This window comes from Thalassobium sp. R2A62, assembly GCF_000161835.1.
GTDB lineage: Bacteria > Pseudomonadota > Alphaproteobacteria > Rhodobacterales > Rhodobacteraceae > Thalassobium.
In genome coordinates, this window is the sequence record NZ_GG697169.2 from 63,021 (window position 1) to 86,120 (window position 23,100).

22 protein-coding genes and 1 tRNA gene are annotated in these 23,100 nt (G+C 54.6%); 7 read left to right on the plus strand and 16 right to left on the minus strand.

Features of this window, described 5'->3' with window-relative positions; translation table 11 throughout:
• Positions 1-63: 63 nt before the first annotated feature.
• From TR2A62_RS00335 to TR2A62_RS00345, 3 genes are all read left to right on the plus strand, one after another.
• Positions 64-1,176, plus strand: coding sequence for an extracellular solute-binding protein (locus TR2A62_RS00335; RefSeq protein ID WP_009158696.1), 1,113 nt, complete (start codon positions 64-66; stop codon positions 1,174-1,176).
• Positions 1,177-1,277: 101 nt separating this feature from the next.
• Positions 1,278-2,912: an ABC transporter permease gene (locus TR2A62_RS00340; RefSeq protein ID WP_009159646.1), complete on the plus strand. Its 1,635-nt coding sequence runs from the start codon at positions 1,278-1,280 to the stop codon at positions 2,910-2,912.
• A gap of 13 nt (positions 2,913-2,925) precedes the next feature.
• Positions 2,926-4,146 (plus strand): ABC transporter permease, encoded by a 1,221-nt coding sequence (locus TR2A62_RS00345; protein ID WP_009159034.1) that lies wholly within the window; start codon positions 2,926-2,928, stop codon positions 4,144-4,146.
• Positions 4,147-4,154: 8 nt separating this feature from the next.
• Here TR2A62_RS00345 and TR2A62_RS00350 read toward each other — a convergent pair whose 3' ends face one another.
• Genes TR2A62_RS00350 through TR2A62_RS00380 form a run of 7 tightly spaced genes read right to left on the minus strand, consistent with a single transcriptional unit; the run spans position 4,155 to position 10,497 of the window.
• Entirely contained in the window at positions 4,155-5,084 is a 930-nt protein-coding gene (locus tag TR2A62_RS00350) for an AEC family transporter (protein ID WP_009158007.1), read from the minus strand.
• 3 nt (positions 5,085-5,087) lie between these two features.
• Complete coding sequence (locus tag TR2A62_RS00355) at positions 5,088-5,885, minus strand: MBL fold metallo-hydrolase (RefSeq protein WP_009157396.1); 798 nt, start codon at positions 5,883-5,885, stop codon at positions 5,088-5,090.
• Positions 5,878-6,681: a TatD family hydrolase gene (locus TR2A62_RS00360; RefSeq protein WP_009160473.1), complete on the minus strand. Its 804-nt coding sequence runs from the start codon at positions 6,679-6,681 to the stop codon at positions 5,878-5,880. The genes TR2A62_RS00355 and TR2A62_RS00360 overlap by 8 nt, the downstream gene beginning before the upstream one ends.
• A gap of 9 nt (positions 6,682-6,690) precedes the next feature.
• Positions 6,691-7,818 carry a DNA polymerase III subunit delta' gene (locus TR2A62_RS00365; RefSeq protein ID WP_009159236.1) on the minus strand — a complete coding sequence of 376 codons (1,128 nt, stop codon included), beginning with the start codon at positions 7,816-7,818 and terminating at the stop codon, positions 6,691-6,693.
• The gene (gene tmk, locus TR2A62_RS00370) at positions 7,815-8,441 is read right to left on the minus strand and encodes a dTMP kinase (protein ID WP_009158495.1); all 627 of its coding nucleotides are present in this window, start codon (positions 8,439-8,441) and stop codon (positions 7,815-7,817) included. Before tmk ends, TR2A62_RS00365 begins: the two co-directional genes overlap by 4 nt.
• A 3-nt stretch (positions 8,442-8,444) precedes the next feature.
• A complete protein-coding gene (locus tag TR2A62_RS00375; protein WP_009157690.1) occupies positions 8,445-9,614 on the minus strand; it encodes a D-alanyl-D-alanine carboxypeptidase family protein in 1,170 nt (389 codons plus the stop codon).
• Positions 9,615-9,624: 10 nt separating this feature from the next.
• A complete protein-coding gene (locus tag TR2A62_RS00380; RefSeq protein ID WP_009160133.1) occupies positions 9,625-10,497 on the minus strand; it encodes an SPOR domain-containing protein in 873 nt (290 codons plus the stop codon).
• 228 nt (positions 10,498-10,725) lie between these two features.
• Here TR2A62_RS00380 and TR2A62_RS00385 point away from each other — a divergent pair.
• Positions 10,726-10,815 (plus strand) — tRNA-Ser (locus tag TR2A62_RS00385).
• 858 nt (positions 10,816-11,673) lie between these two features.
• Here TR2A62_RS00385 and TR2A62_RS00390 read toward each other — a convergent pair.
• From TR2A62_RS00390 to hemP, 8 genes are read right to left on the minus strand one after another with little or no spacing between them, the layout of a single operon-like run.
• A complete protein-coding gene (locus tag TR2A62_RS00390) occupies positions 11,674-12,747 on the minus strand; it encodes a DUF1513 domain-containing protein (protein WP_009158391.1) in 1,074 nt (357 codons plus the stop codon).
• A gap of 1 nt (position 12,748) precedes the next feature.
• Positions 12,749-13,747, minus strand: coding sequence for an imelysin family protein (locus TR2A62_RS00395; RefSeq protein ID WP_009158369.1), 999 nt, complete (start codon positions 13,745-13,747; stop codon positions 12,749-12,751).
• Positions 13,744-15,294: a di-heme oxidoredictase family protein gene (locus TR2A62_RS00400; RefSeq protein WP_009157377.1), complete on the minus strand. Its 1,551-nt coding sequence runs from the start codon at positions 15,292-15,294 to the stop codon at positions 13,744-13,746. Before TR2A62_RS00400 ends, TR2A62_RS00395 begins: the two co-directional genes overlap by 4 nt.
• Complete coding sequence (gene bfr, locus TR2A62_RS00405; RefSeq protein ID WP_009160502.1) at positions 15,281-15,766, minus strand: bacterioferritin; 486 nt, start codon at positions 15,764-15,766, stop codon at positions 15,281-15,283. Before bfr ends, TR2A62_RS00400 begins: the two co-directional genes overlap by 14 nt.
• Positions 15,741-16,007, minus strand: a complete 267-nt coding sequence (locus TR2A62_RS00410; RefSeq protein ID WP_009158804.1) for a bacterioferritin-associated ferredoxin — start codon at positions 16,005-16,007, stop codon at positions 15,741-15,743. Before TR2A62_RS00410 ends, bfr begins: the two co-directional genes overlap by 26 nt.
• A 44-nt stretch (positions 16,008-16,051) precedes the next feature.
• Positions 16,052-17,311 (minus strand): imelysin family protein, encoded by a 1,260-nt coding sequence (locus TR2A62_RS00415; protein ID WP_009160869.1) that lies wholly within the window; start codon positions 17,309-17,311, stop codon positions 16,052-16,054.
• A gap of 12 nt (positions 17,312-17,323) precedes the next feature.
• A complete protein-coding gene (locus TR2A62_RS00420) occupies positions 17,324-17,806 on the minus strand; it encodes a hypothetical protein (protein ID WP_009159919.1) in 483 nt (160 codons plus the stop codon).
• Positions 17,803-17,967 (minus strand): hemin uptake protein HemP, encoded by a 165-nt coding sequence (gene hemP / locus TR2A62_RS17875; RefSeq protein WP_009158759.1) that lies wholly within the window; start codon positions 17,965-17,967, stop codon positions 17,803-17,805. The genes TR2A62_RS00420 and hemP overlap by 4 nt, the downstream gene beginning before the upstream one ends.
• Before the next feature lie 511 nt (positions 17,968-18,478).
• Between hemP and TR2A62_RS00430 the strand changes: the two genes are divergently transcribed.
• The 3 genes from TR2A62_RS00430 to TR2A62_RS00440 all read left to right on the plus strand — a co-directional run bounded on the left by TR2A62_RS00430 (position 18,479) and on the right by TR2A62_RS00440 (position 22,304).
• Positions 18,479-19,186: an IS6 family transposase gene (locus TR2A62_RS00430; RefSeq protein WP_009160129.1), complete on the plus strand. Its 708-nt coding sequence runs from the start codon at positions 18,479-18,481 to the stop codon at positions 19,184-19,186.
• A 537-nt stretch (positions 19,187-19,723) separates the two neighbouring features.
• On the plus strand, positions 19,724-20,794 hold the full coding sequence (locus TR2A62_RS17430) for a calcium-binding protein (RefSeq protein ID WP_009157671.1): 1,071 nt from the start codon (positions 19,724-19,726) through the stop codon (positions 20,792-20,794).
• 802 nt (positions 20,795-21,596) lie between these two features.
• The gene (locus tag TR2A62_RS00440) at positions 21,597-22,304 is read left to right on the plus strand and encodes an IS6 family transposase (RefSeq protein ID WP_009160923.1); all 708 of its coding nucleotides are present in this window, start codon (positions 21,597-21,599) and stop codon (positions 22,302-22,304) included.
• 193 nt (positions 22,305-22,497) lie between these two features.
• Here the strand turns inward: TR2A62_RS00440 and TR2A62_RS19465 are convergent, their stop codons facing one another.
• Complete coding sequence (locus TR2A62_RS19465; protein WP_369699495.1) at positions 22,498-22,974, minus strand: thiol-disulfide oxidoreductase DCC family protein; 477 nt, start codon at positions 22,972-22,974, stop codon at positions 22,498-22,500.
• Positions 22,975-23,100: the final 126 nt, after the last annotated feature.

Sequence of the window (23,100 nt, forward strand, 5' to 3'; positions counted from 1 at the left end):
GGTTGGGGTACTCGGCCCCGCCTCTTGGAGCAACAAACCGAGTGACCTAAAGGGAGAATATCAATGAAATTGACCAAAACACTTCTGGCTACGTCCTATCTTACATTGACAGCTACTATGGCTGTATCAGACGGCCACATGGCCTCAGAAATGACAATCGTAAGTTGGGGCGGGGCGTATACCGCATCGCAACAAGCCGCATATCACGACCCTTACATGGAGAATACTGGCATTGCGATCATCAACGATGATAGCTCCAGCGAGGGCATCGCCAAGATGCGTGCAATGAACGAAGCTGGCAACATCACTTGGGATCTGGTTGACCTCGAAGCTGCTGATGCAATTCGGGCTTGTGACGAAGGTCTTGCGCTCGAAATCGACCACGATGCCGATCTTGCTGCCGCACCTGACGGAACATCTGCATCAGAAGACTTTGGTGATATGATCGTATCTGAATGCTTTATCCCACAGATCGTATTCTCTACGACATTTGGCTATCGCACAGACATGTTGGCTGATGGCGCTGTGGCACCAAAAGGTGCATGTGACGTCTTTGACCTCGAAACATATCCGGGTCGCCGCGGACTAAACAGGCAGCCTATCGCCAATATGGAATGGGCGTTGCTTTGTGACGGCGTAGCATATGAAGATGTGTACGACATTCTGGAAACAGAGCAAGGCCAAGAACAAGCATTTGCAATGCTCGATACAATCAAAAGTGAAACAATTTGGTGGTCTTCCGCGGCTGAATCCATCCAGCTTTTGGCTGATGGCGAAGTTTTCATGGCCTCTTCATACAACGGCCGTTTGTTCGCCGCGATTGTTGAGCAGGACCAGCCGTTTGGAATGGCTTGGAACTGGCAGATGTTTGACCTTGACGGTTGGGTCGTCCCAGCAGGTCTTTCAGAAGAACGGCTGGCACGCACAATGGACTTTTTGAACTTCGCAACTGACACACAGCGTCTTGCAGACCAGGCAAAATACATCAGCTATGGTCCGGCACGTGCGTCTTCCGCACCGCTTGTTGGCAAGCACGCAACACTCGGTATCGATATGGCGCCACACATGCCAACAGATCCGAACAATGCTGAGAACACATTCGTGAACAACTACGAATGGTGGGCTGATTACCGCGACGATCTGGATGCAAAATTCCAGGCGTGGCTGGCTCAGTAAGCTGACTGTTTGAACGAATGGGTGGGGGCCTCGATTGTGGCCCCCAAACACCCTGCGGGGACGTGACCCCGCCCTGATTTAGAGTTCTGGACCAGACCCTCATGACAGACACATCGACACAGCCCAGCGGACCGGTATTGGCCGCTGATGGAACGCCGCTCAAACGATCGTTGAACCGCGCGCTGCGTCGGCAGAAAATTCGGGCTTTGATGCTGATTGCGCCGCTGCTGTTGTTCATTCTGATTACCTTCATCTGGCCCATCGCGCAGATGTTGTTCCGGTCGGTCGAAAACCAGATTGTGAGTGATGTTCTGCCCAGCACTGTTGCGTCTTTGGCGGATTGGGACGGTGCCGAAGGCACGACCCCCGGAGACGAGACATTTTACGCGCTGACCCAAGACCTGATGGCCGCGGTCGTGCGTAAGGATCACACACGTTTGGGCAGCCGCCTGAACTATGAGACGACGGGCATCTCAAGCCTGTTCCGCAAATCCGGTCGCAAAGTTGACGACATGGGTGAGGTCTATACTGACCAGTTCGTGGGTCTCGATGACGCATGGGAAGATCCCGCGACATGGGTCGCGTTGATGGCCGATCTAAGATGGGTTGCCGCGCAATCCGAATGGGACGGTGAAGGCGATGAGCCCGCGTTTCGTCTGAACGCGGATGCAGCCAATGCATTGCCCAAGACCGCCGCAGCCTACCAGACATTTGCGACAACTATTCAGATCGAAGACAACGATAGCCCGACCGAAGAAGAGCCGTGGAACACCGTCTATCTAGCGCTCTATGCTGATCTATCGGCGGATGCCTCGACCCAAGTGGATGGTGCGCAGTCTGAACTGATCGCGACGGCCGCTGCTGAGGTTGGGTCGTTTGAAACCGAAGATCTGCGGGCCAGCTTTGTTGATATCGACGAAGACTGGGACACCCATGATACGTGGTCGACGATCAAGACCTACAGCCCTGATCTGACCAACGGCTATTTTTTGAATGCGGTTGATCTGCAAAAGACACCTGACGGAAGCGAATGGCGCCCTGAAAACGAGCAGATTTATATCGAGCTGTTCTGGCGCACATTACTGATGTCCTTTGCCATCACCGCATCCTGCATCTTGTTGGGGTATCCTGTCGCGTGGCTGCTCGCCAACCTGCCGATGCGGTCTGCCAATATTCTGATGATCCTCGTGCTGTTGCCGTTCTGGACGTCGCTGTTGGTGCGGACCTCGGCGTGGAAGGTTCTGTTGCAGGACCAAGGCGTGATTAACTCGCTGCTTGTTTGGATTGGCGTGATCGCCGACGACAACCGTCTGGCGCTGATCAACAATGCGACCGGTACGATCATCGCGATGACGCACATCCTGCTGCCGTTCATGATCTTGCCGCTGTATTCCGTGATGAAGACCATTCCGCCGACCTATCTGCGTGCGGCCAAATCGCTGGGTGCGACCAACTGGACCGCATTTTGGCGCGTTTATTTCCCGCAGTCGGTGCCGGGTATCGGTGCGGGGTCTATCCTCGTGTTCATTCTCGCCATTGGTTACTACATCACGCCGGAAATCGTGGGTGGCACCAAGGGTGTCTTTATCTCGAACCGAATTGCCTATCACATTTCCAGCTCGCTTAATTGGGGCCTTGCCGCTGCGCTTGGTTCGATCCTGTTGGCGCTGGTTCTGTTGTTCTACTGGCTCTACGACAAAATCGTAGGCATCGATAACGTGAAGTTGGGAGGCTAAGGCCATGACCGTCATGATGACAGCGGCTGAACGCGCCGCCTCCAAAGATAACCTTATTGGGTTCACAATGCCGATCACCGCGCTTTTGGGGGCAATTCTAGGTGTGCTCGCGGGCAAGGCGGTGGGGCTGGGCCTGCCAATTGGCGTCCTGACCGGTGCGGTCGTTGGTGCAGTCTTTGCATTTGTGCTGGCCCGCTATTTCCCGCGCAAACTGGGGCGCTGGTTTGCGGTTCTCACGCTCGGGCTTGTTGGGTTCTTGACTGGTAGTTTCGGTGGCTTCGTCGCTGGGGCCATCGCGGGTGCTGCTATTGGATGGTGTGCTTATTGGTTGTTCACGGGTGAATACCGCAAAGGCGTGCCGCCCTATGCAACAACGGGCCAAGTGTTGTGGCACAACGGGTTCCGGCTGATCTGTGGTTTGATCTTTTTCTTCCTCATTGCGCCGATCCTGACGGTGATCCCACTGTCCTTCAACGCGCAAGACTTCTTTACCTTTACGCCTGAAATGCTGGCGCTGGATCCTGCTGGATATAGCCTCAAGCACTACGAAGACTTTTTGACCAATTCCGATTGGCTGCGTCCGCTCAAGAACTCGCTGATCATTGCGCCCTTTGCGACGATGATTTCGGTATCGCTTGGGACTTTGGCGGCCATCGGTTTGTCGCAATCCCACGTGCCGTTCCGACAGGCGATTATGGCGATCATGATTTCGCCGATGATTGTACCGTTGATTATTTCGGCGACAGGCATGTTCTTCTTTTACAGCCAGATGGGCCTGTGGATGGAAAGTACCTTTGGTATTTCCCAATCCCTATCCGGCTACATCAAAGTAATCCTCGCGCATGCCGCATTGGGCATCCCGTTCGTTATCATCACTGTGACTGCGACGCTGGTGGGCTTTGATCAATCGCTGACACGGGCGGCGGCCAACATGGGCGCGAACCCAACGACGACGTTCTTTCGAGTGCAGATGCCGTTGATCTTGCCGGGCGTGATTTCGGGTGGTCTATTCGCCTTTATCACATCGTTCGACGAGGTTGTTGTGGTGCTCTTTGTCGGCGCTGCCGCGCAAAAGACATTGCCATGGCAGATGTTCACCGGATTGCGCGAGCAGATCAGCCCGACGATTTTGGCGGTGGCTACAATTCTTGTTGTGATTTCGATTGGATTGCTGACAACGGTTGAGTTGTTGCGCCGTCGGTCCGAGCGTTTGCGCGGTATGTCACCGGGCTAGGGGGTGAGCTAGGGCAGCACGCCCAGCCACAGCCAAATTGTCAAAATAGACAGCGCGGTCGACAGCAATACCGCTGAGGCCACGACGCGCTGTGCAACCCCGTACATATTGGCAAAGACATATGAATTGACGCCAGGAGCCATCGCGGCCGTCATAACGGCAGACCGCAGGGCAGGGGTCGCCAGATCATTCCATTGGGCCAAGCTGTAGACGATCACAGGGTGCAGCCCCAGCGAGACGGCACAAACAAAAAAGATAACACGCATGTCGCCTTCGGGACGGTAGCGGTACAGCACGCCCCCTAGGCCGAATAGCGCAGCAGGCAGCGCGGCACGGACCATCAGGTCAACCGCGTCAATGAACACGCTGGGCAGGGCGACAGACCCCAGATTGACGATGAACCCCAACGTGATCCCGAGGATCAGCGCATTGGAAAACATTGCGCGCAGCACCTTGGCTGGGATGGCTGCGGGGGACGTGCCGCGTGCGCGCACAATTTCCATCACAGTGATCCCCAAGCCGTAGCAAAACGGAGAATGGATCGCGATAATCGCGTAGTTCGCAGTCAGTGCATCGGTGCCATAGGCGCGTTCGGTGATCGGCAGTCCCAGCAACAAAGAATTTGAAAAGAGGCAGCAGAACCCGATGGCGACGCTGTCCTCTAGGCTGCGTTTGAGCAACGTGCGTGCGGCAAACAATCCGGCAAAGAAGCAGGTGGCCGCACCTGCGTAAAACGAGCTGAGCAGCGCCAGATCAAACCCCGCCCCAAGATCAAGGGTCGAGATCGCACGGAACAACAAACAAGGGATGGCAAAGTTCTGAGTGAACTTCATCAAGCCGTCGACACCGCTATCAGAGAACAGGTTGCGCCAGACTGCAACATAGCCAAAGCCTAGCACCAAAAAGACCGGAAGGATGACGTCGATGAGCGCGGTCATCGCTTAGCCTTCAAACCGCAGCACCATACCGTCATAGGCGGGGGTGATGTGGTCAGCCGTCTCGGCCTCTAGAACCGCATAGTCGAGATCGATGTGCATGTTGGTCAGCACAGCGGACTTGGGCTTGGCACGCGCAATCCATTCGAAAGTACGCTCGAGATGCGCATGGCTGGGATGTGGCGTGCGGCGTAAACAGTCGACAATCCATGTGTCGAGGTTTTCAAGCTGCGGCCACACGTCCTCGGGGATGTCCGAGACATCAGGCAAATAGGCCACGTCGCCGATGCGGAACCCCAGCGCGTCGATGTTGCCGTGTTCGACCTCGAATGGCGTCAAGGTGATATCCCCGCCAGCACCCGAAATCGTAAAGCTACCAGTGATCGAATGCAGATTGCAGATCGGTGGGTAGCTAGAGCCCGCAGGCTGAACAAAGGCATAGCCAAAGCGCGAGATCAGATCTGTTTGTGTCGCCCCGTCAGCCCAAACTGGAAGACGTTCGCGCATGTTGAACACAATCATCCGCAGATCATCGATGCCGTGCACGTGGTCGGCGTGGCCGTGGGTGTAGGCGACGGCATTCAGTTCGCCAATGCCGGCGTCCAATAGCTGATTGCGCAGATCGGGCGAGGTGTCGATCAAGACACGGGTCGTGCCAGCGTCGGTTTCACGTTCGACCAGAACCGAACACCGGCGGCGGCGGTTCTTGGGGTTATCAGGGTCGCAATCCCCCCAATGGCCACCTAAACGTGGCACCCCACCAGACGAGCCGCAGCCCAATATGGTCAATCGCAACTCAGCCATCAGGCGTCCAAGCTGCGGCCTTGGAAAACAGACGGTCAAAGTTTGACGAAGTTTGAGCCGCAAATTCTGTATAGTCCATGTCGAATGTCTCGGCCCCGATACGCGCTGTGTGTGCGGTATATGCAGGCTCGTTCCGTTTGCCGCGATGAGGCGGTGGGGCAAGATAGGGGCTGTCGGTTTCAACGAGGATGCGGTCACGCGGGGCGGCTGCAAAAATCTCGCGTAGTTCGGTGGATTTTGGGAATGCGGCGATGCCGGACATGGACAGATAGAACCCTAGGTCCACAGCGGCACGTCCCAATTCAGCCGACGAGGAAAAGCAATGCATGACGCAAGCATAGGCACCAGCGGCGTATTCCTCGGCCAGTATGCGCGCCATATCGTCATCGGCTGCGCGGGCATGGATGATCAAGGGCAGAGCCGTTTGGCGTGCCGCCTCGATATGGATGCGCAGGCTTTCTTGTTGAACCGCCATGCTGTCGGCGGTGTAGTGATAGTCGAGGCCGGTCTCGCCGATGCCCACAAATTTGGGGTGCTGCGCCATCGTGACCAGCTCTTCTACAGAGGCAAGCGGCTCTTCTGCAGCGCTCATCGGGTGTGTGCCTGCCGCATAGAAAACGGGTTCGTGCGCTTCTGCAATGGCGCGCACTGCGGGCTCGTTCTTGAGACGTGTGCAGATCGTAACCATGCGTGTGACGCCCGCCTCGGCAGCGCGTGCAATCAGTTCGGAATGCTCGCCGTCGAAATCCTCGAAGTCGAGGTGGCAGTGGCTGTCGACAATCTGTGGAATGCTCATGGAACGACCCTAGTTTGCGACGGTCCGGCGGGCCGTCTCTTCGATCTTGAAAATCATATCAAGGATCAACGCCGCAGGGTCAAGGTTCACAGCGCGCCCATGACGGACGCGGTCGCTTAGGTCCTGTTGCAATTGTGCCCAATGACGGGCCGCCGCGTCATGGGGTGCGAGCCGCGCCATAAGCTGAGCCTCGCCTGAGGCGGCTTGGGTTTCGGGTGGGCCAATCAAACCCGCGCGTGCAGTCCGCACCAGAAATGCGTCGAACAGATCCAGAATCATGTCGTAGCGATTGACGTTGCGCACGCCAGCTGCGCTGTCAGCGAGTTTAAGGGCGATCGTGCGGTCCACGCGAGGTAAGCCTGTAAAGAGTTTGATCAGGTCACCATAGAGCGCGAGGCCATCCATTGTGATCAACCGCATCGCCTCGCCCACGGACCCTTGGGCCAAGGCCCCAAGTGCGGGGGCTTCGTTCGTGGTAATTCCGGCCTGATCCAACGCGGCTGCGATGGTTTCGGGAGGCAGTGTGTTGGCGCGCAGGGTCCTACACCGTGATCGGATCGTCGGCAACAGCCGCGATGGCTGGTGCGCGATGAGAATGAGGGTGGCGTCAACGGGGGGCTCTTCTAGCACTTTGAGCAGCGCGTTGGCGGCGTTGACGTTCATCTCGTCGGCGGCATCGACAATGGCCACACGGCGACCGCCATCAGCGGCTGACATCTCGAAGAAACCTTTGAGTTTGCGCACTTCATCAACTGTGATTTGCGCGCGCAGCTTGCCAGTATCTTTGTTGACGGCGCGGCGTAGCACGGTGAGGCGCGGATGGGCGCCGGCCGCAATCAGGCGGGCGTCTGGCGCATCAGGTGACACATCCAGCGATGTTGGGGCAGGGGGCGTCTCACCAAAGAAGCCACCGTCATCGCCGGTCTCGGCCAACAGAAAAGTGGCGATCTTCCATGCGAGCGTTGCTTTGCCTGTGCCCTTGGGCCCAGTGATCATCCAGGCGTGGTGTAACCGGCCCGTCGCGTAAGCATCTAGGAATTCTGCGACAGCCTCGTTTTGGCCCAACAGCCGCGCGGTTTCGCGCGGGTGCGGTGCACCCTCAATACGGTCCGGTTCAAGAAGTGTGTCGTCGCTCATACAGCGACGGATAGCGCGTCCATCGCATGGGCGGCAACCTCGGATGCGACCTGTTCCGGCGTTCTGTTGCCGTCGATCACGACGCAGCGGTTTGGCATGTCGCGTGCGAGGGCCAAAAATCCGTGCCGCAGGGTTTCTTGGAACGCGAGGCCGAAGTCCTCGAAGCGATCTTCGCCGGTCTCACGTGCAAGCCCGCGTTTGAGCGCGATTGCGGGGTCCATGTCGATGATAAAGGTTAGGTCGGGTTCGCGGCCGATCATCAGTGTATGCAGCTGATCAACCGTGGCGCGCAAATCGCCGCGGGTCGCGCCTTGGTAGACGCGGGTGCTGTCGGCGAAACGGTCCGAGATCACGGTCGTGCCAGCGGCAAGCGCGGGTTCAATCGTTTTTTCCAGATGATCCCTGCGCGCAGCGGTAAACAACAAGATTTCAGTTTCTGCCGACCAGCGATCAGTGTCACCGGACAACAAAAGGCCACGAATTTCTTCGGCACCTTCCGAGCCGCCAGGTTCGCGGGTCAAAAGTGTCTGTGCCCCCAAACGATCAACCAGCATGCGGGCTTGGGTCGATTTTCCCGACCCGTCGATACCCTCGAATGTGATGAAATGGCCATGATCCGCCATGGTTCAGAGCGATCCCTCGGCACCCAATTTGCCCAACAGGACATTGGCGGCACGGCGCATGGTTGGGCCAAAGCCACCTTTGGCGACGCTGCGATCTGCAACCAACGGCAGGCGCGTTTCTGGGAGCCCTTCAAAGGTGATGACCAATTCGGCCAATTGTGCGCCTTCTTCGATTGGGGCCTCGATCGGGCCGTCGTAGACGACTTCGGCTGTGATATCGTCCTGCTTGAGGACTGGGACCAGCAATGACAGATCTTCGACTGTGGTCAGTCCGACGCGATCAACATCGCCCATCCAGACATCGGCCTCGGCAATCTTGGTGCCGGCTTCGGTGATGTCTCTATGGACGAATTGGCGGAAGGCCCAGTTCACGATCTTTTCGCTTTCTTCAGCCCGTGCAGCGGCACTGTCTAGGCCCGTGATGACAAATATGATGCGACGGTTGCCCTGTTTAGCCGACCCAACAAGACCGTACCCCGCTTCGTTCGTATGGCCGGTTTTGAGTCCGTCTGCGCCAATCCCAAGACCCAACAGTGGGTTGCGGTTTAGCCGGTTCTTGCTCTCTTTCTCGTCGAACATGAATTCTTTTTGCGAGAACAGCGGGTAGTATGTCGGATAATCTGTGATCAAGCGGTCGGCGAGGATCGACAGGTCACGCATGGACATCCGGTGTCCCGCTTGGGGCCAGCCGTTCGAGTTTGTGAATGTCGAATTCATCATGCCCAGTTCACGGGCGCGAGCCGTCATCATTCGACCGAACCCAGCTTCGGTGCCGTCGGTCGATAGCGCTTCGGCGATCACTGCGCAGGCGTCGTTGCCAGACAGAACAATGATGCCTCTGATCAAGTCTTCAACTTTGACCCGCTCGCCGCGTTTGAGGAACATTGTTGATCCTCCATAGTTCATCGCGTGTTGGCTGACGGGCAGTTCTTCGTCCAGACGCAGCCGGCCATCCGACACAGCCTCGAACGCCATGTAGAGCGTCATCAGTTTCGACATGGATGCAGGTGGCAATGCCTCGTCTGCGTTCTTTTCCATCAACAGGGTGCCAGTTGTCTGATCAATGACAATTGCGGCGGTGGCCTGTGTTGCAAAATTTTGCGCAATTGCCGCGCTCGCCCCAAAGACAACAACGGCAATAGTCGCAAAGACAGAAACGAGGCGTGGCAACATGGTTAGACCCTTAGTTGGTGACGAAATAAGCGTCGGTAAAGCCTTGGGATTTAACGCTCTTTAGAATTGCGGCGCGTTCCGATTTGTTGCCCGCAGGCCCCACGACAACGCGGTAGAATTGGCCTCCTTGGCTTTCACCTGGGATCACCGTTGGCACGATGCCAGAGCCGCGAAGGCGCTCTGCTGTGCGGTCGGCGTTGGCTTTAACGCTAAAGATACCGACCTGAATAAAGGCTTTGGTCAGTGAAGAGGATTGTATCGGAACGGCCGGTGTCACCGCCGCGGCAGGTGCGGTCGATGCAACGGCGCGCGGGCTGGACCCTTCGATCGCATCAAGCGCGGCTTCTGCGCTTGCAATCGGGTCTAGACTGGTGGCCTCAACAGCGTCTGGCGCGTCGAATGTTTCAGTTCTGCTCTCTGCCGGAGCGGCGGGTTGAGCGACCTCTTGGCGGCGCAACGCGATCACGCTGAGATCAGCAGGAGCGCCCGCCAACATGCCCAATGCCTCGGCAGCGTCTGACGAGACCTGAAGCCGTGGGCCGGGATTGTCGCGTTCGCGGCGGAACAATGCCCCGATCACAAAGGTACCGTTTGCGGTGTTGCGAATGATGACACGTTCTGGATCGGTGACATCGGGGTGCGCGACCCAAACACCGCCAAGCGACGGGCGACCATCCCAAAGGCCGGCCTCACTGGCATTGAAAACTTCTGGCGATTCAACGTCTTGTTCCACCATCGCGACCGCGCCAACGGCGGTAGAGGCTGTTCCAGCGCTTTGTGGTGCCATCGTGGGGAATGCGAATTGGCCGTTTTCGTCGCATCCGGCCAAAGCTATCAAAGAGAGCCCCAAAACCGAAATTTTGATACCAGAAATGCCTGCCATAGCTACTGTTCCTTTGATCGCCCGGTTTCCAGGACTTGCCGATTTTTCGACGTTTTCCACTGCTTTTGACGCAGCAGCCAGCGGCTGAACGTCGTCCTTGGCCTGACACTAGTCTGTGTTTGATATTTTTGAAAGTCTGTCGACATCCAGATCGGCGGAATTCCCCAAAGCGTGATCGCATTTTCGGGTCTTGCTCTTAGCGAGTGAGGCGGTTACGAAACCCGCAGTGGAGGTTTGGCAGAGTGGTCGAATGCACCGGTCTTGAAAACCGACGGGCGTGAAAGCGTCCCCAGGGTTCGAATCCCTGAGCCTCCGCCACAATCCTAATTTCTTAATTTTACCATTAGAAACAATGGCTTGATGGTGTCATCGAACATGTCTTACCCACACGTTGTACCGACACATCACGTATCTGGAGAAGTAGGCACGACATGCTTTTGTAGAGAATCTCAAGACAGATTCTTACGGTATTGGAATGACGGGAAATTGCTAGGCATACTGGAGCTTCAACAATCACTGTGGATCATTCTCAGGCATGGTTGCGTTGCAAGAGGTCGCTCCCTGTCGTCTCTAATAGTGCCACAAAAGCCCTACAGAAATTACTAGAAGCTAATAGCGACAGTCCTTACCTGTTCCCGCGCTACGCTTCCTATGGCAACCTGAACAACACAGGGGCCTCAGCTACGCTCTGCCAGCACCTCAGAAAGTACCACAACGGTAAAACTGCGCACTGCCTGAGACATAGCTTCAGGGACCGCCTGAGAGACTGTGACGTGCCTTTAGAAGCTATAGATCAGGCTGGTGGTTACGATGTCACTACGGGAAGATGTTTTCCGTAAGTCTGCGTGTGTGCAAAACGTGTGTGCAAAAATTCTCAGGAAGCCATCGAAGCTATTGATTCTAAACCACTATTAAAAGTGGCGGAGACGAAGGGAAGTTACGTCTTGGCCGTTTAATCATTGATTTATATATTATATAATAAGTTAAAACTATAAATCGTAGCATATACTTGTAGCAGTTTTGCGCATTGAAACTATCACTTGTGATTGACAGTTCGATTCCCGAATTAGCATTCGAACATTTCTATCTGAGCTCTGATTGATCGGACCTTTTTAGATCAGGGCTTCAAGCAATGCATGTTGTTCGTTCCAAGCAAGCCATCACCCTCCTGAACTCCTACACAGAGACCAAGTGGTTATCCCACTGAACGACTTCTTTTCTCGATGAGACAAGATCAGCCTTCGCCCACGATGCCAACTCACCTGTTCCTGAGGTCAGCAAAAAACCGTTTCTTATTGCTGCCACGCCAGACACATCGACTGTGAAAAGCGATCCGATGCACTGTGAAGACGCTGTTTCATAGAATTGAATTGCACCGCCCCGTGGGGATGTCACAGCAATTGTAATGTCTTCTTCGACGTAAGCAATGCTACCCACATACCCCTGCATATCTCGCATCTGATCGGGAGTGGCCTGCATCAGGTCAATTTCACCTCCACGGTAATGTTGGCCTACGAGGCTTAGCGGCACACCATCACCCTGCCACTGCATCCCGAAGGCGACGTGCCCGTCTTGCGAAACAGCAAGATGTCTTATCGAGTTTTTGTGCATCTCAGGGGGCAATTCGACCGTCTCAATGACCGTGCCATTTTGGACGTAAGACAGGTTCGGTTTCATCGTGGAGATGTTCAGCTTGGTACGGCCAGAGTCTGGATGCGTGTCTATTCCGCCGTTTGCGACGACCAGCACGTCGGAGTCTGGCAAACGTTTGATGTCATGGGGACCGATGCCGCCGCTGTCCCATTCGTCGATGCGGACGTATCCTGACGCGACATCCCAGACGCCGATCCGTCCACGGCCAGCCTCATAGTCATTCTCGGTCGTGTAAAGCAGGGTGCCATCTGCCGAGAATGCCCCGTGGCCATAAAAGTGGCGGCCAGTGGGCGCGTTCAGAATTGCCTTTTGAACGCCAGTCGTGCAGTCGATAACGATTGCGAATGTGCCTGGTCGTCTTGCAAAGGCAATTGCTTCGGGTTTGAGCGGATGCGCTGCTGCGGCATGACCACGGGCGGGAAGCGGGAGTTGGAATGTGATGTTCAGGTCAGCATCAATGCCGCATAGCACATAGGTCCCATCAGGCAGGGCTGCGGCTGAGAGGAACGAGGGTGATCCTGCATCTGCCCACGCTGGTCTAGGGACCAGCCCAGTGGCTAATAATCCTGCTATGAACTGACGACGACCCGCTTCCATGCTAGTCTCCGTCCAGCGAATTGAATCCTGCGGCGACACCCAGTGTGGGGCCGAGTTCTGTTTGGACAGTGGTGCGGATGGTTCCAATGGATTGGCCGATGACCTCGATCTTGAGACGGGATTGTGGGTCCGCAACACCTGCGAAGACAGGATCATTCAAGGTCGCCAGTTTGCCTAGGGCATCTTCGAACTGGCGATTGAGGGTATCGGACAAGTTGGCATCAGACACCGAAAGGTGCGACGCCAAATCCTGCAAAGACATCAGGCTCAACGTGACATGCTTGGCAGATCGACCTGACCTACGGGCTTCTGCACGGGCTGGTTGGGGGCGATCAAACGTGCCAAGGGGTCGGCCAAGGCGGCTGTCTTGGGTGAATTGTAGCCCTGCGGTCAGCGCCCTGAGCATTTCTTGCAGGACTTCTTCTTCGCTACGGTAGGTTGCATCGGGGCCTGGTGATAGGAGGACATCTTTATGGGAATGCCAATCGTCATGGATGGCCGAGGATGTAGCGGCGATGTCTGTGGTGACGGTTTGCACAAGGGCGCAGTGGTATTCGCTTGGCTGCATCAGGGTCTCGTCATACAGTAGGAACTCCAAGGCATAGAACCCACGGGCTGCGATAGAGACTTCGCTGTAAGCGGCTGCATCAAGGCCGATGGGGTCTTCATCCGAGATGAGCGTCGCCAGCGCACGTGGCGTGGCACCACGACTGTCTGGCCAGAATGCCAATGCAAAGGCACGATCATCCACTTCCGTGGGGCCTAACCGCAGATGTGATGTAGACACCCAAACATCAAATGCCACACCATAGGCGGTGCGCAGGTCGTCCGAGGTTGGGTCACAGTTCTGCATCGCTGCTTTCGAGAGTGCCTGAGAGGTCGAGGCCAGAGCCTCGAACCTTGGCAGGATATGGTCGTCTATGATGGCTGAGATGGATGGGTTCGCTGTGGCGGTGAGTGGGGCGCAGGCAACAGCGGCGGCCAATAGGATACGTCTCATAGGCTTTCCAAAAATCTCAACAGGGCTTCGCGATCCTCAGTCGTCATATTGACCACCGCATCCCTTTGCCCCTGCGCCTCGCCACCATGCCACAACACTGCTTCCAGAAGCGACCGCGCACGACCATCGTGCAGGAAATATGTGTGGCCGCTGACTTGTTCGGTCAGGCCGATCCCCCAAAGTGGCGGGGTGCGCCATTCGCTGCCCGTTGCCCGTGCTTCGGGGCGATTGTCGGCCAAGGTAGGCCCCATGTCGTGAAGCAGCATATCGGTGTATGGCCAGATCAGTTGGAAGCTTTGTTCAGGCTGATCGTCAAGACGGTGGGTGACAAAGCTGGGCGTGTGGCAGGCTGTGCAGCCTGTGGTGTAGAACACTTCTTTGCCACTCAGCACCTCTGGATCGTCCACATCGCGCCGTGCTGGAACGCCGAGGTTACGGCTATAGAACGTCACAAGGTCCATACCTTCCGCGTCGATCTCCGTGTCACGGGCGTCTTCATCGCCGTGGATCGCGTCCTGACACAGGGTTTGATTGGTGGTGCATTCGCCAGCCCCTGCCGGAAACAGCGGATTGGATATGCCGATATCACCCGCAAAGGCCCCAGCAGATTGCTGCATCACAGTCGGGTTGCCAGCCTTGAGGCCAAAACGACCGAGCATGGGTTGATCGAACTCTAAGGACCAGACGACGTTTGGGCGGCCAGATATACCGTCGTTGTCCAGATCATCTGGGTCTGCATTGGCCAAAATGTCGGCTGTGGGGATCGCCTCAAGCAAACCGAGGCCGATCATCTGCGGGGCGACGCGGGGGGACAGCATCGCGCCATCAGCCAAGGGGCCATAGCCTAGGTTGTCAGCGGTATAGGTTGGGTGGCGCAGGGACACTTCCGTGCCATCGGCCAACATTACGATCTCTTCCTCGTAGGTAATCCCAAGCGAATACTCAGAGGCATGGCCCTGCACGGCAAAGTCCTGCAACTGCTCACCATAGGTCGGATCAGGCAGAGTTGCGATATAGTCGGCGATTTCGGCAATTATCGCGTCATCTGGCACACCGTCTGGGTCCATGATCGACACACGCAGGAACATTGAAACGGGATTGTCTTCGGCGTTCTCTGGCGGGTGACCACGACCATCCTTGATGTGGCACCGCTGGCAGGACCGTGCGTTGAACAACGGCCCCAAACCATCGGAGGCCAATGTCGATGAAGGCGATGAGACCCATAACTTACGGAACAATCCGTTGCCTAACCTGAACTCCATTTCATCCTCAAACGTGATGTTGCCAGAAGGCTGCGAGAAGGCGTTGGCATCAGGCAGGACACGCACGGTCGCTGCACCTGCTTGGCGTTCTTCGAACGGCTGCGCCACGGCAAAAACCGTCGCCAGTGCGGTGAAAGCGGCAATCCGTTCAGCCTCAGCATCAGTGCGGGGAACCACGTCAAGATGCGGATCACCCAGACCGTTATACGCGGTCTGGGCGGGTGTTTCGGCCAGTGCAACTGATCCTACCACCAAGGTGGCGATAATCAGATTACTCGGCTTCATCCATTTTGCTTGCATTAAGCTGCGCATATTTTTCTTCACCGAGTTTGGCCACGAGGTCCAGTTGGGTTTCAAGAAAGTCGATATGACCTTCTTCATCGGTCAACAGTTCTTCGAAGATGTTCTTGGTCACGAAGTCACCCACAGCTTCGCAATGCTTACGCGCCTCCATATACAAATCACGTGCGCCGTGCTCAGAAGCAAGGTCGCACTCCAGCGTTTCCTTCGGCGTCTGACCGATGCGCAAAGGATCAAGTTTTTGCAGGTTCGGGTGACCGCCCAGAAACAGAATGCGGGCAATAATCTTGTCCGCGTGGTTCATCTCTTCGATGCTTTCTTCGCGGGATTTCGCTGCCATGTGACCAAGGCCCCAGTCTTCCTGCATACGGTAGTGCAACCAGTATTGGCTGACCGCCGTAAGTTCGCTGCGCAGGGCATCGTTGAGGTATTCAATAACTTTCTTGTCGCCGTTCATTTTCTTTTTCCTGTGTTGCTGCGGGTTTCAAATTCCGCAGCTGCATGGGGACTTCTGTATTGTCGTTGCTGCGCATGGTGGACAGGAACAGTGGCATACACCCGCCACAGTCCGCTGCCTTACCAAGTGCGCGATACACCTTTCCAGGTGTGATGATGGTCTTGTCATCCGACGCCCGCATCCAGTTGATCGCGGCATGGATGTCGTGGTCCGTGATATGCTGGCAGTGACAGACTATCATTTTATGCAACCCTTCGGTTTGACCATGATGACAAGACCTTATTCTTACTGGAACACAGCGTTTGGATCGTCCAAGGAGTCTGACCCTTCGATGCCAACACCATCCACGCCAAGGGCCGCAATCACCCGTTCGATGAACCGTGTCTGGTCAATCAACCCGTTCACGCCGCCCATGATCAGGGCTTCGCCTTCGACATTGCCACGTTCGAGCATCTGGTCATAGGCAAAGCCTGCCTCTGCTGCGATCTTGATACGACCCAAGGCCATGACGGCATCGCCGAGCTTGCCTTGCATTTCAGCGTCCAGTGCTGCGTCCGTTTCGGCCATAAGATCAGACAACGAAGGCCCTGTAACCAACGATCCATCAACGCGGATATATTCACCAAGGTAGACGTTTTGGATGCCCACGCCGTTGTAATAGTGGTCGTTGTGCGTGTTATCGGCAAAGCAGGAGTGCTCTTCCTCTGGGTCGTTGAGCATCACGCCAAGTCGCATCCGTTCCCCAGCCGTTTCGCCGTAGGACAAAGACCCCATGCCTGTAAGGATGGCAGAGATACCCGCATCGGCATCGGACATCAGTTCACTGCGGGCCTCGCCGCCGATCGCCCAGGCGCCTGCCATATATTCCAGATCGGAAATCAGCAGGTCTGTGGCAGCAGTCAGGTATTCACCACGGCGATCACAGTTGCCGTTCGTACATTCATCACCCATGGCGTAATCTGTCCAAGGTCGATCCCCTGCACCCGTGCCGTGACCGTTGAGGTCTTGGCCCCAAAGCAGAAACTCAATCGCATGGTAACCCGTGGCGACGTTGGCCTCGACGCCATCGGCTTCTTGCAGGGTGTCTTCCAGCAACGCAGGCGTGATGGATGTCGCGTCGATGTCCTGACCAGACAGCGTAAAGGTCGGGTTGGCGATGACGTTCAGCGCCGCAAAAGCGTTCTCGTCAGAAGGACCGCCATAGGACGCATCCACGTAGTCGATCAGCCCCTCATCCAGCGGCCAAGCGTTCACCTTGCCTTCCCAGTCATCGACGATGGCATTGCCGAAACGGAACACCTCGGTCTGTTGGTATGGCACACGGGCGGCCAACCATGCAGCACGGGCAGCGGTCAGGTTCTCTGCGGATGGATCAGCGACCAGCGCATTCACCGCCGCTTGCAAACGCTGGGCTGTGATTAGGCTGTCGCCGTAGTTGGCTGCTGCGATATCGGCATAGGTGTCCAGCACGTCTGTAGTTTCAACCGCAAGTGCGGGTGTGGCGAGGCCAACTGCAATGGCTGTCGTAAGGAGGTAGCGTTTCATGAGGGTGTCCCTTTAGTGAAGTGTTTTTGGTATGTCGTGTGAATGTGTTTCGATGTCCCTTGGGGCGCTTAGTCGCATCCGCATAAAGGCGTGTCCGACATCAGCAGCTAATGACGCGATCAGCGGGGCCACATCGGGGCGAACAAGAAGCGTCGCGATCAGCATGGCATCTTCGCGTTCCCCCGTTGCCGCCGTGGCGATGAAGTTGGCGAAGCAGGATTCGTCTGCCCCTAAGCACTTACATTGAACCGAATGCCGCATCAGCGGACGACGCCCATGACGGGTGCAAAGGGAACAGAGGTCCTCAAACGACTTCAGCGCCTTTCGCCCCTGATCAGGGCCAAGGCCAGACGCAAAGTCATTCCAGACCTGTGCTTGCGCATCGGGACCTTCGCACCAAAGCCGAAGATAGATGACAGATGCGGCCTCGATACCATCCAGTTCGGTGATGAAGCCAACAGGTGCGCCGCCACGATTATGCTGTGCATCGCTCATTTTGTTAGGATTAACTTGCCAGCCCGCGTAATCCGCAAGGTGTAGGTTTGACCATCCAGAACGATATGCGCCTGATCCGCACCTTCAGTCAGATCGCGGGCGGAGTAGCTTGGCAGCGTAGGGGCTGGCGTCTGTGGCGGTGGGGTTGAGTGGAAGCTCATGGCGATACCCGTTCACGTTCTGACAAACGGTCAGTGATCCAGATCGGGCAGATGTCTTCCGCTTCTGATGCAGCAACCAATATCTCAAATCGGTCAGCTTGCCCGACGCGCAAGGTTCGGCGTTGTTCACATACATCGGTGGGTCGCCTTGGCGTGTTTGGGTTCGGCTGCATCGGTAAGTCCTCACATGATCACGTGTCGGGCTTCCCTGCTTGGATTCGGGGTGGCTTGACTTGAGATAATCCTGAGTGAAATTATCGGATATGTCAACCTGACAAATTTAGTCAGATATTATGGGTGGAAGCGCTTCTCAAAAACGGTCGTTTCCAAGCATCTCGATTGAACTGGATCGTCAGGTCAATCCTGGCCTGGAAAACACATGGCGTGAACTTCGCGATACCCCCTATCGAATCCTGATCAGGTCTCCAGTACAACTCTGATGAGTTTCGAGAAGGGCACTGTCAGAGGAAACTAGCTTGAGGCGGGCAGAGCGGTGACCTAGCCTCGTGGGATGACAAAACGCTCCCCATTTCGCTATTTTAAAACCAGCGCAGAGGTCATTCGCCTGGCGGTGATGCTCTATGTTCGGTTTCCGCTATCGCTGAGGAACGTGGAAGATCTTCTGCATGAGCGTGGGATTGAGATCAGCCATGAAACCGTCCGGTTCTGGTGGAACAGATTTGGTCCGATGTTCGCAGCCGAGATCCGCAAAAAGCGGGCAAGCCGGATGCGCGCCTATTCAAACTGGCAGTGGCACCTGGACGAGGTTTTCGTGAAGATCAATGGTGAGACGCATTACCTGTGGCAGGCCTTGGATCACGAGGGCGAAGTGCTTGAATCCTTCGTCACAAAGCGACGGGATCGCAAAGCAGCATTGAAATTCATAAAAAAATCAATGAAGCGGTGTGGTCGACCGCAGATTATTGTGACCGACAGACTGAGATCATACGGTGCTGCTATGAAGGTCATCGGCAATGCGCCGAAACAGGAAACAGGCCGTTGGCTAAACAATCGCGCTGAGAATTCACACCTGCCATTTCGACGACGAGAGCGGGCCATGCTCCGGTTCAGGCGCATGCGAAGTTTACAGAAATTCGCCACCGTCCATTCTTCAGTTCACAACCATTTCAATCAGGAACGCCACCTCTACTCACGCAACAATTTCAAGCTCAACCGCACCGCCGCTCTTGCCGAGTGGCGTCAACTCGGCGCGGCATAAGGATCAGCCTCACTGGCCTAGTAGAGACTGGTTCGCATTCGTCTGACAGCACCATTCAGTATCTTGTGGCAACGTTAAAATTGACAACCACCCACGTTTACCACCCACGCCAGTTGCGAAAACACCCTCCCATAATGACATCGCAGAAATGAGCCCCACCTTATCGGATTCTATCATTAGAACCGTAGGCGCAGATAGCTTTGTGTTCATGGGGTGAGCCTAAGACGTCAGGACAACGAAAGTCTTTGCCAGTAGTGCCAAGGCTATGACTGCGAGAAGGACTTCGCTGGTAGGTTTGTTCACCTCGGCTTAGGCCAACAGCTGCTCGAACCAACCAGATAACCTAAACGATACTCTTGGCTTACGCGGCCCTCGGGTCAAAAGGCTAACAAATTGTAGGTCGTTAAATATACCCTAAGGATAAAGAAAAATATTTTAATGATTGTGAATGATTATGAATGAATATGTAAGTCTTTAATTGACAATCTCCAGTTACACACAGATGCGCAGCTGCTGCAGGACTGAAAGGACTTAGAGATGGCTACTATTTTTTCAAATTACGCTTTTGACCACAGCAACTTGGACTTAAACAGGTTTTATGAAAATGCCATCGCTTTTGACCACAGCGACTTTGATAGTGTTTTGCAAGATAATTATCTTGGCGCTTACAATGACGTAACTTACACTGATTTATTTGTCGTGGATTGGTCTTTGAACGGCTACGATTACGGTTCAGTTTTTGGTGGTCTCAACATTAATTTCAACACATCATTATTAACCATCACGGGGACCGTAACCGGTTATATAGAAACAGTTTGGACTGGCAAAACTTACGAGGGAATATGGGGGATTGAAGGCGTTAATATAGATGCTGCTGATATTTACGCCACGGCAACAACTGTTTCTACATCAGATGACTTTGCAATTATTAACGCCGCGCTTTCAGAGGCTGATGTCTTCAATTTGAGTGGCTCGGGTGATCGTGCCTTTGGTTATGGTGGTAATGATATTATGACCGGCTACGCTGGCAATGACGAGCTCGATGGTGGCAACAACAATGATAAACTCTATGGCGGCAACGGCAACGACAAGCTCTATGGCGGCAACGGCAAGGACAAGCTCTACGGCAATAATGGCCATGATGTTCTAAATGGCGATAAAGGCTTTGATTTTCTGAACGGCGGCAAAGGAAATGATGTTCTAAATGGCGGCAAGGGTAACGACCTTTTGCAAGGTGGCAAAGGTAAAGACGTAATGCTTGGTGGCACTGGTGAAGATACGTTTGTGTTTAAGAATACGTCTGAGAGTAAGTTTAAGCTCTCAAAGGCTGATGTCATTGAGGACTTCCAGCAAGGTCTGGATGTGATTGATCTCAGCGCCATTGATGCAAGTACAGTGCTAGTTGGGAACGATACGTTTAGCTTTAATGGCACCACAAAGTTTGGCTCAGGAGACGAAGGCGAAATCTACTTCAAGAAGTTCGATAAGGCTGGCACAGAGAACGACTACACGATGGCCTTTATTGATACCGATGGCGATACAGGTCGTGAGATGAGCATCAGGCTGACGGGTCTTTATGATCTCACAGTGGATGACTTCATCTTGTGAGTGTGACCTGAGTGTCTGAAGGCGCGTATTGGGCTGATGGGATAAGCTGAAGGGTTTTTCTTTCTCTTGGATTGCGAGGGGGAAACCCGATCATGCCAAAATCTTTGGTGATAATCTGGGGGGGCCCATGGCCTACCAACGGACCTTAAGCCATTGATTACATATGGTGCGATACCCAATTAATGACATCTGTCGAAAATTAGGGAGAAGATAGTTGATCGAAAAACCACGCAAGAGGGGCCGCCCAACGGCTAATCCTGAACTGAATGCGGACCAGAAAAAGATGGCAAATGAATTAGGCGTGTCGCTACGAACCGTCCAGACGATCTAAGCGCCACTCTTGGCTTACACTTGCTCGCGCTTCTTGGTCAGGGTCTAAAATGAGGATATTCTCGATGGGCGGGTTCTAAAGTTGGGATCCGATTGCCAACAGGACAGCAAAACTGACGACTGTCAGCGCACCCAAAAGGAATAAAATATGTCGCCCGGTTTTGGATTGGGCTAATCCTGCGCCTATCCGACGTGGCAACCAGACGAGAAGAAACAGCAGAATAATCAGGACAGCAAACAGTTCCAATTCCGTACTCTCCACCCAATCCAAGACATTTCTGGCCAACACTCTGACTTGTTAGCGCCAAGGTTGTCCAGCCAAATTAAGCGAGTTCTGGCCCTTGCTCGCGCCAAGCTGAATTTACATGGACCATCTTTGACAGCAATGCGCAGTGTGGGTCTCTTTGATCAGACGGGTGTTGTCAGAAGAAAACTGGTTGAGGCGGGCAGGGTGGACGCCTAGCGTCGCCGGATGACAAAACGCTCCCCTTTTCGCTACTTCAAGACGTCCCCTGAAATCATCCGTCTGGCGGTTATGATGTATGTGCGTTATCCACTTTCGCTTCGAAATGTGGAAGATTTGCTGCACGAACGCGGGATCGATATCAGCCATGAGACAGTTCGGTTTTGGTGGGATAGATTTGGCCCGACGTTCGCCGCTGAAATACGCAAACGGCGCGTCCAACAGTTACGGGCACATTCGAATTGGCAATGGCATTTGGACGAAGTGTTCGTAAAAATAAACGGTGGAACGCACTATCTGTGGCGGGCCGTTGACCACGAAGGTGAGGTGCTGGAAAGCTTTGTCACCAAGCGCCGAGATCGCAAAGCCGCATTGAAATTCCTCAGAAAAACAATGAAGCGCTTTGGCCCACCACATGTCATCGTGACCGACCTACTGCGGTCTTACGGTGCCGCGATGAAGGTCATCGGCAATGCTGACAGACAAGAAACCGGCCGCTGGCTCAACAATCGAGCAGAGAATTCACACTTGCCGTTTCGACGAAGAGAACGGGCAATGCTGCGCTTTCGTCATATGCGTAGTTTACAGAAATTCGTCTCCGTTCACGCCTCCGTTTACAATCATTTCAACCAGGAACGTCATCACTACTCACGCGCCAATTTCAAGCTCAACAGAACCGCCGCTCTTGCTGAGTGGCGCCAGGTTTGTTCGGCATAAGTTCCGGCATTGAGGGTCATACAGAGACTGGTTCGCATTCGTCTGACAGCACCGTGCATTGGGCTACCGCCCACCAGCGCCAGAGGCCATCATCCCAATGGACCAAAGGCCGATCATGCACTAACTTTCAAGTTGGACCACTCAAGTGCGGCTGCTCACTACGGCCCATATTTCCCTGCATGCTAAAATGCCATTATCTTATTGAGCCTGCTTGCCGCCTTTGCCGCCTCTTATGCATTGCAAATAGTAATGGAGCTAAGACCTTCCGATAAACAGCATCGGTAATGTACCTGATGGGTCGCCAGCCAATAACCAATGCGAGCAATCGATAATACGGTAATTGCTTCCAAACAGACACAAATGCATCAACCCCCACAGTGACATTGCCATCAGACCTAGCATGTATCTGTTTTGCGGCCTGTTCTTCAGTTAGACCCCAGTCAGCGGCTGACTGCTCTGTGATTTTTACGAATGCAACACTGCCATCCGAAAGACCTGCATAGTGCTTTATCTCCCTACGACATATTGGGCAGTCATCGTTGTATAGAACTTCTAGCTTTGCCAATGGATATGCTCCGTTGTTGTTAGAGCAGAGATAACTTGGCATTGATAAACTTCCAATCCCAGTCATATTCCGTCGGTGGATACTGTGACCCACATTCCCCTGCATCCCTAAGTCCGCAGTGTCGTGTGAATGCCAGATAGCTAGTTGGATGACCTTCACAGGTGTTCTTTCTCTGACCCATGCAGCGGTAACACGAGTTATAGCCCAGTCTCACTAGGTCCGGATCGTGTG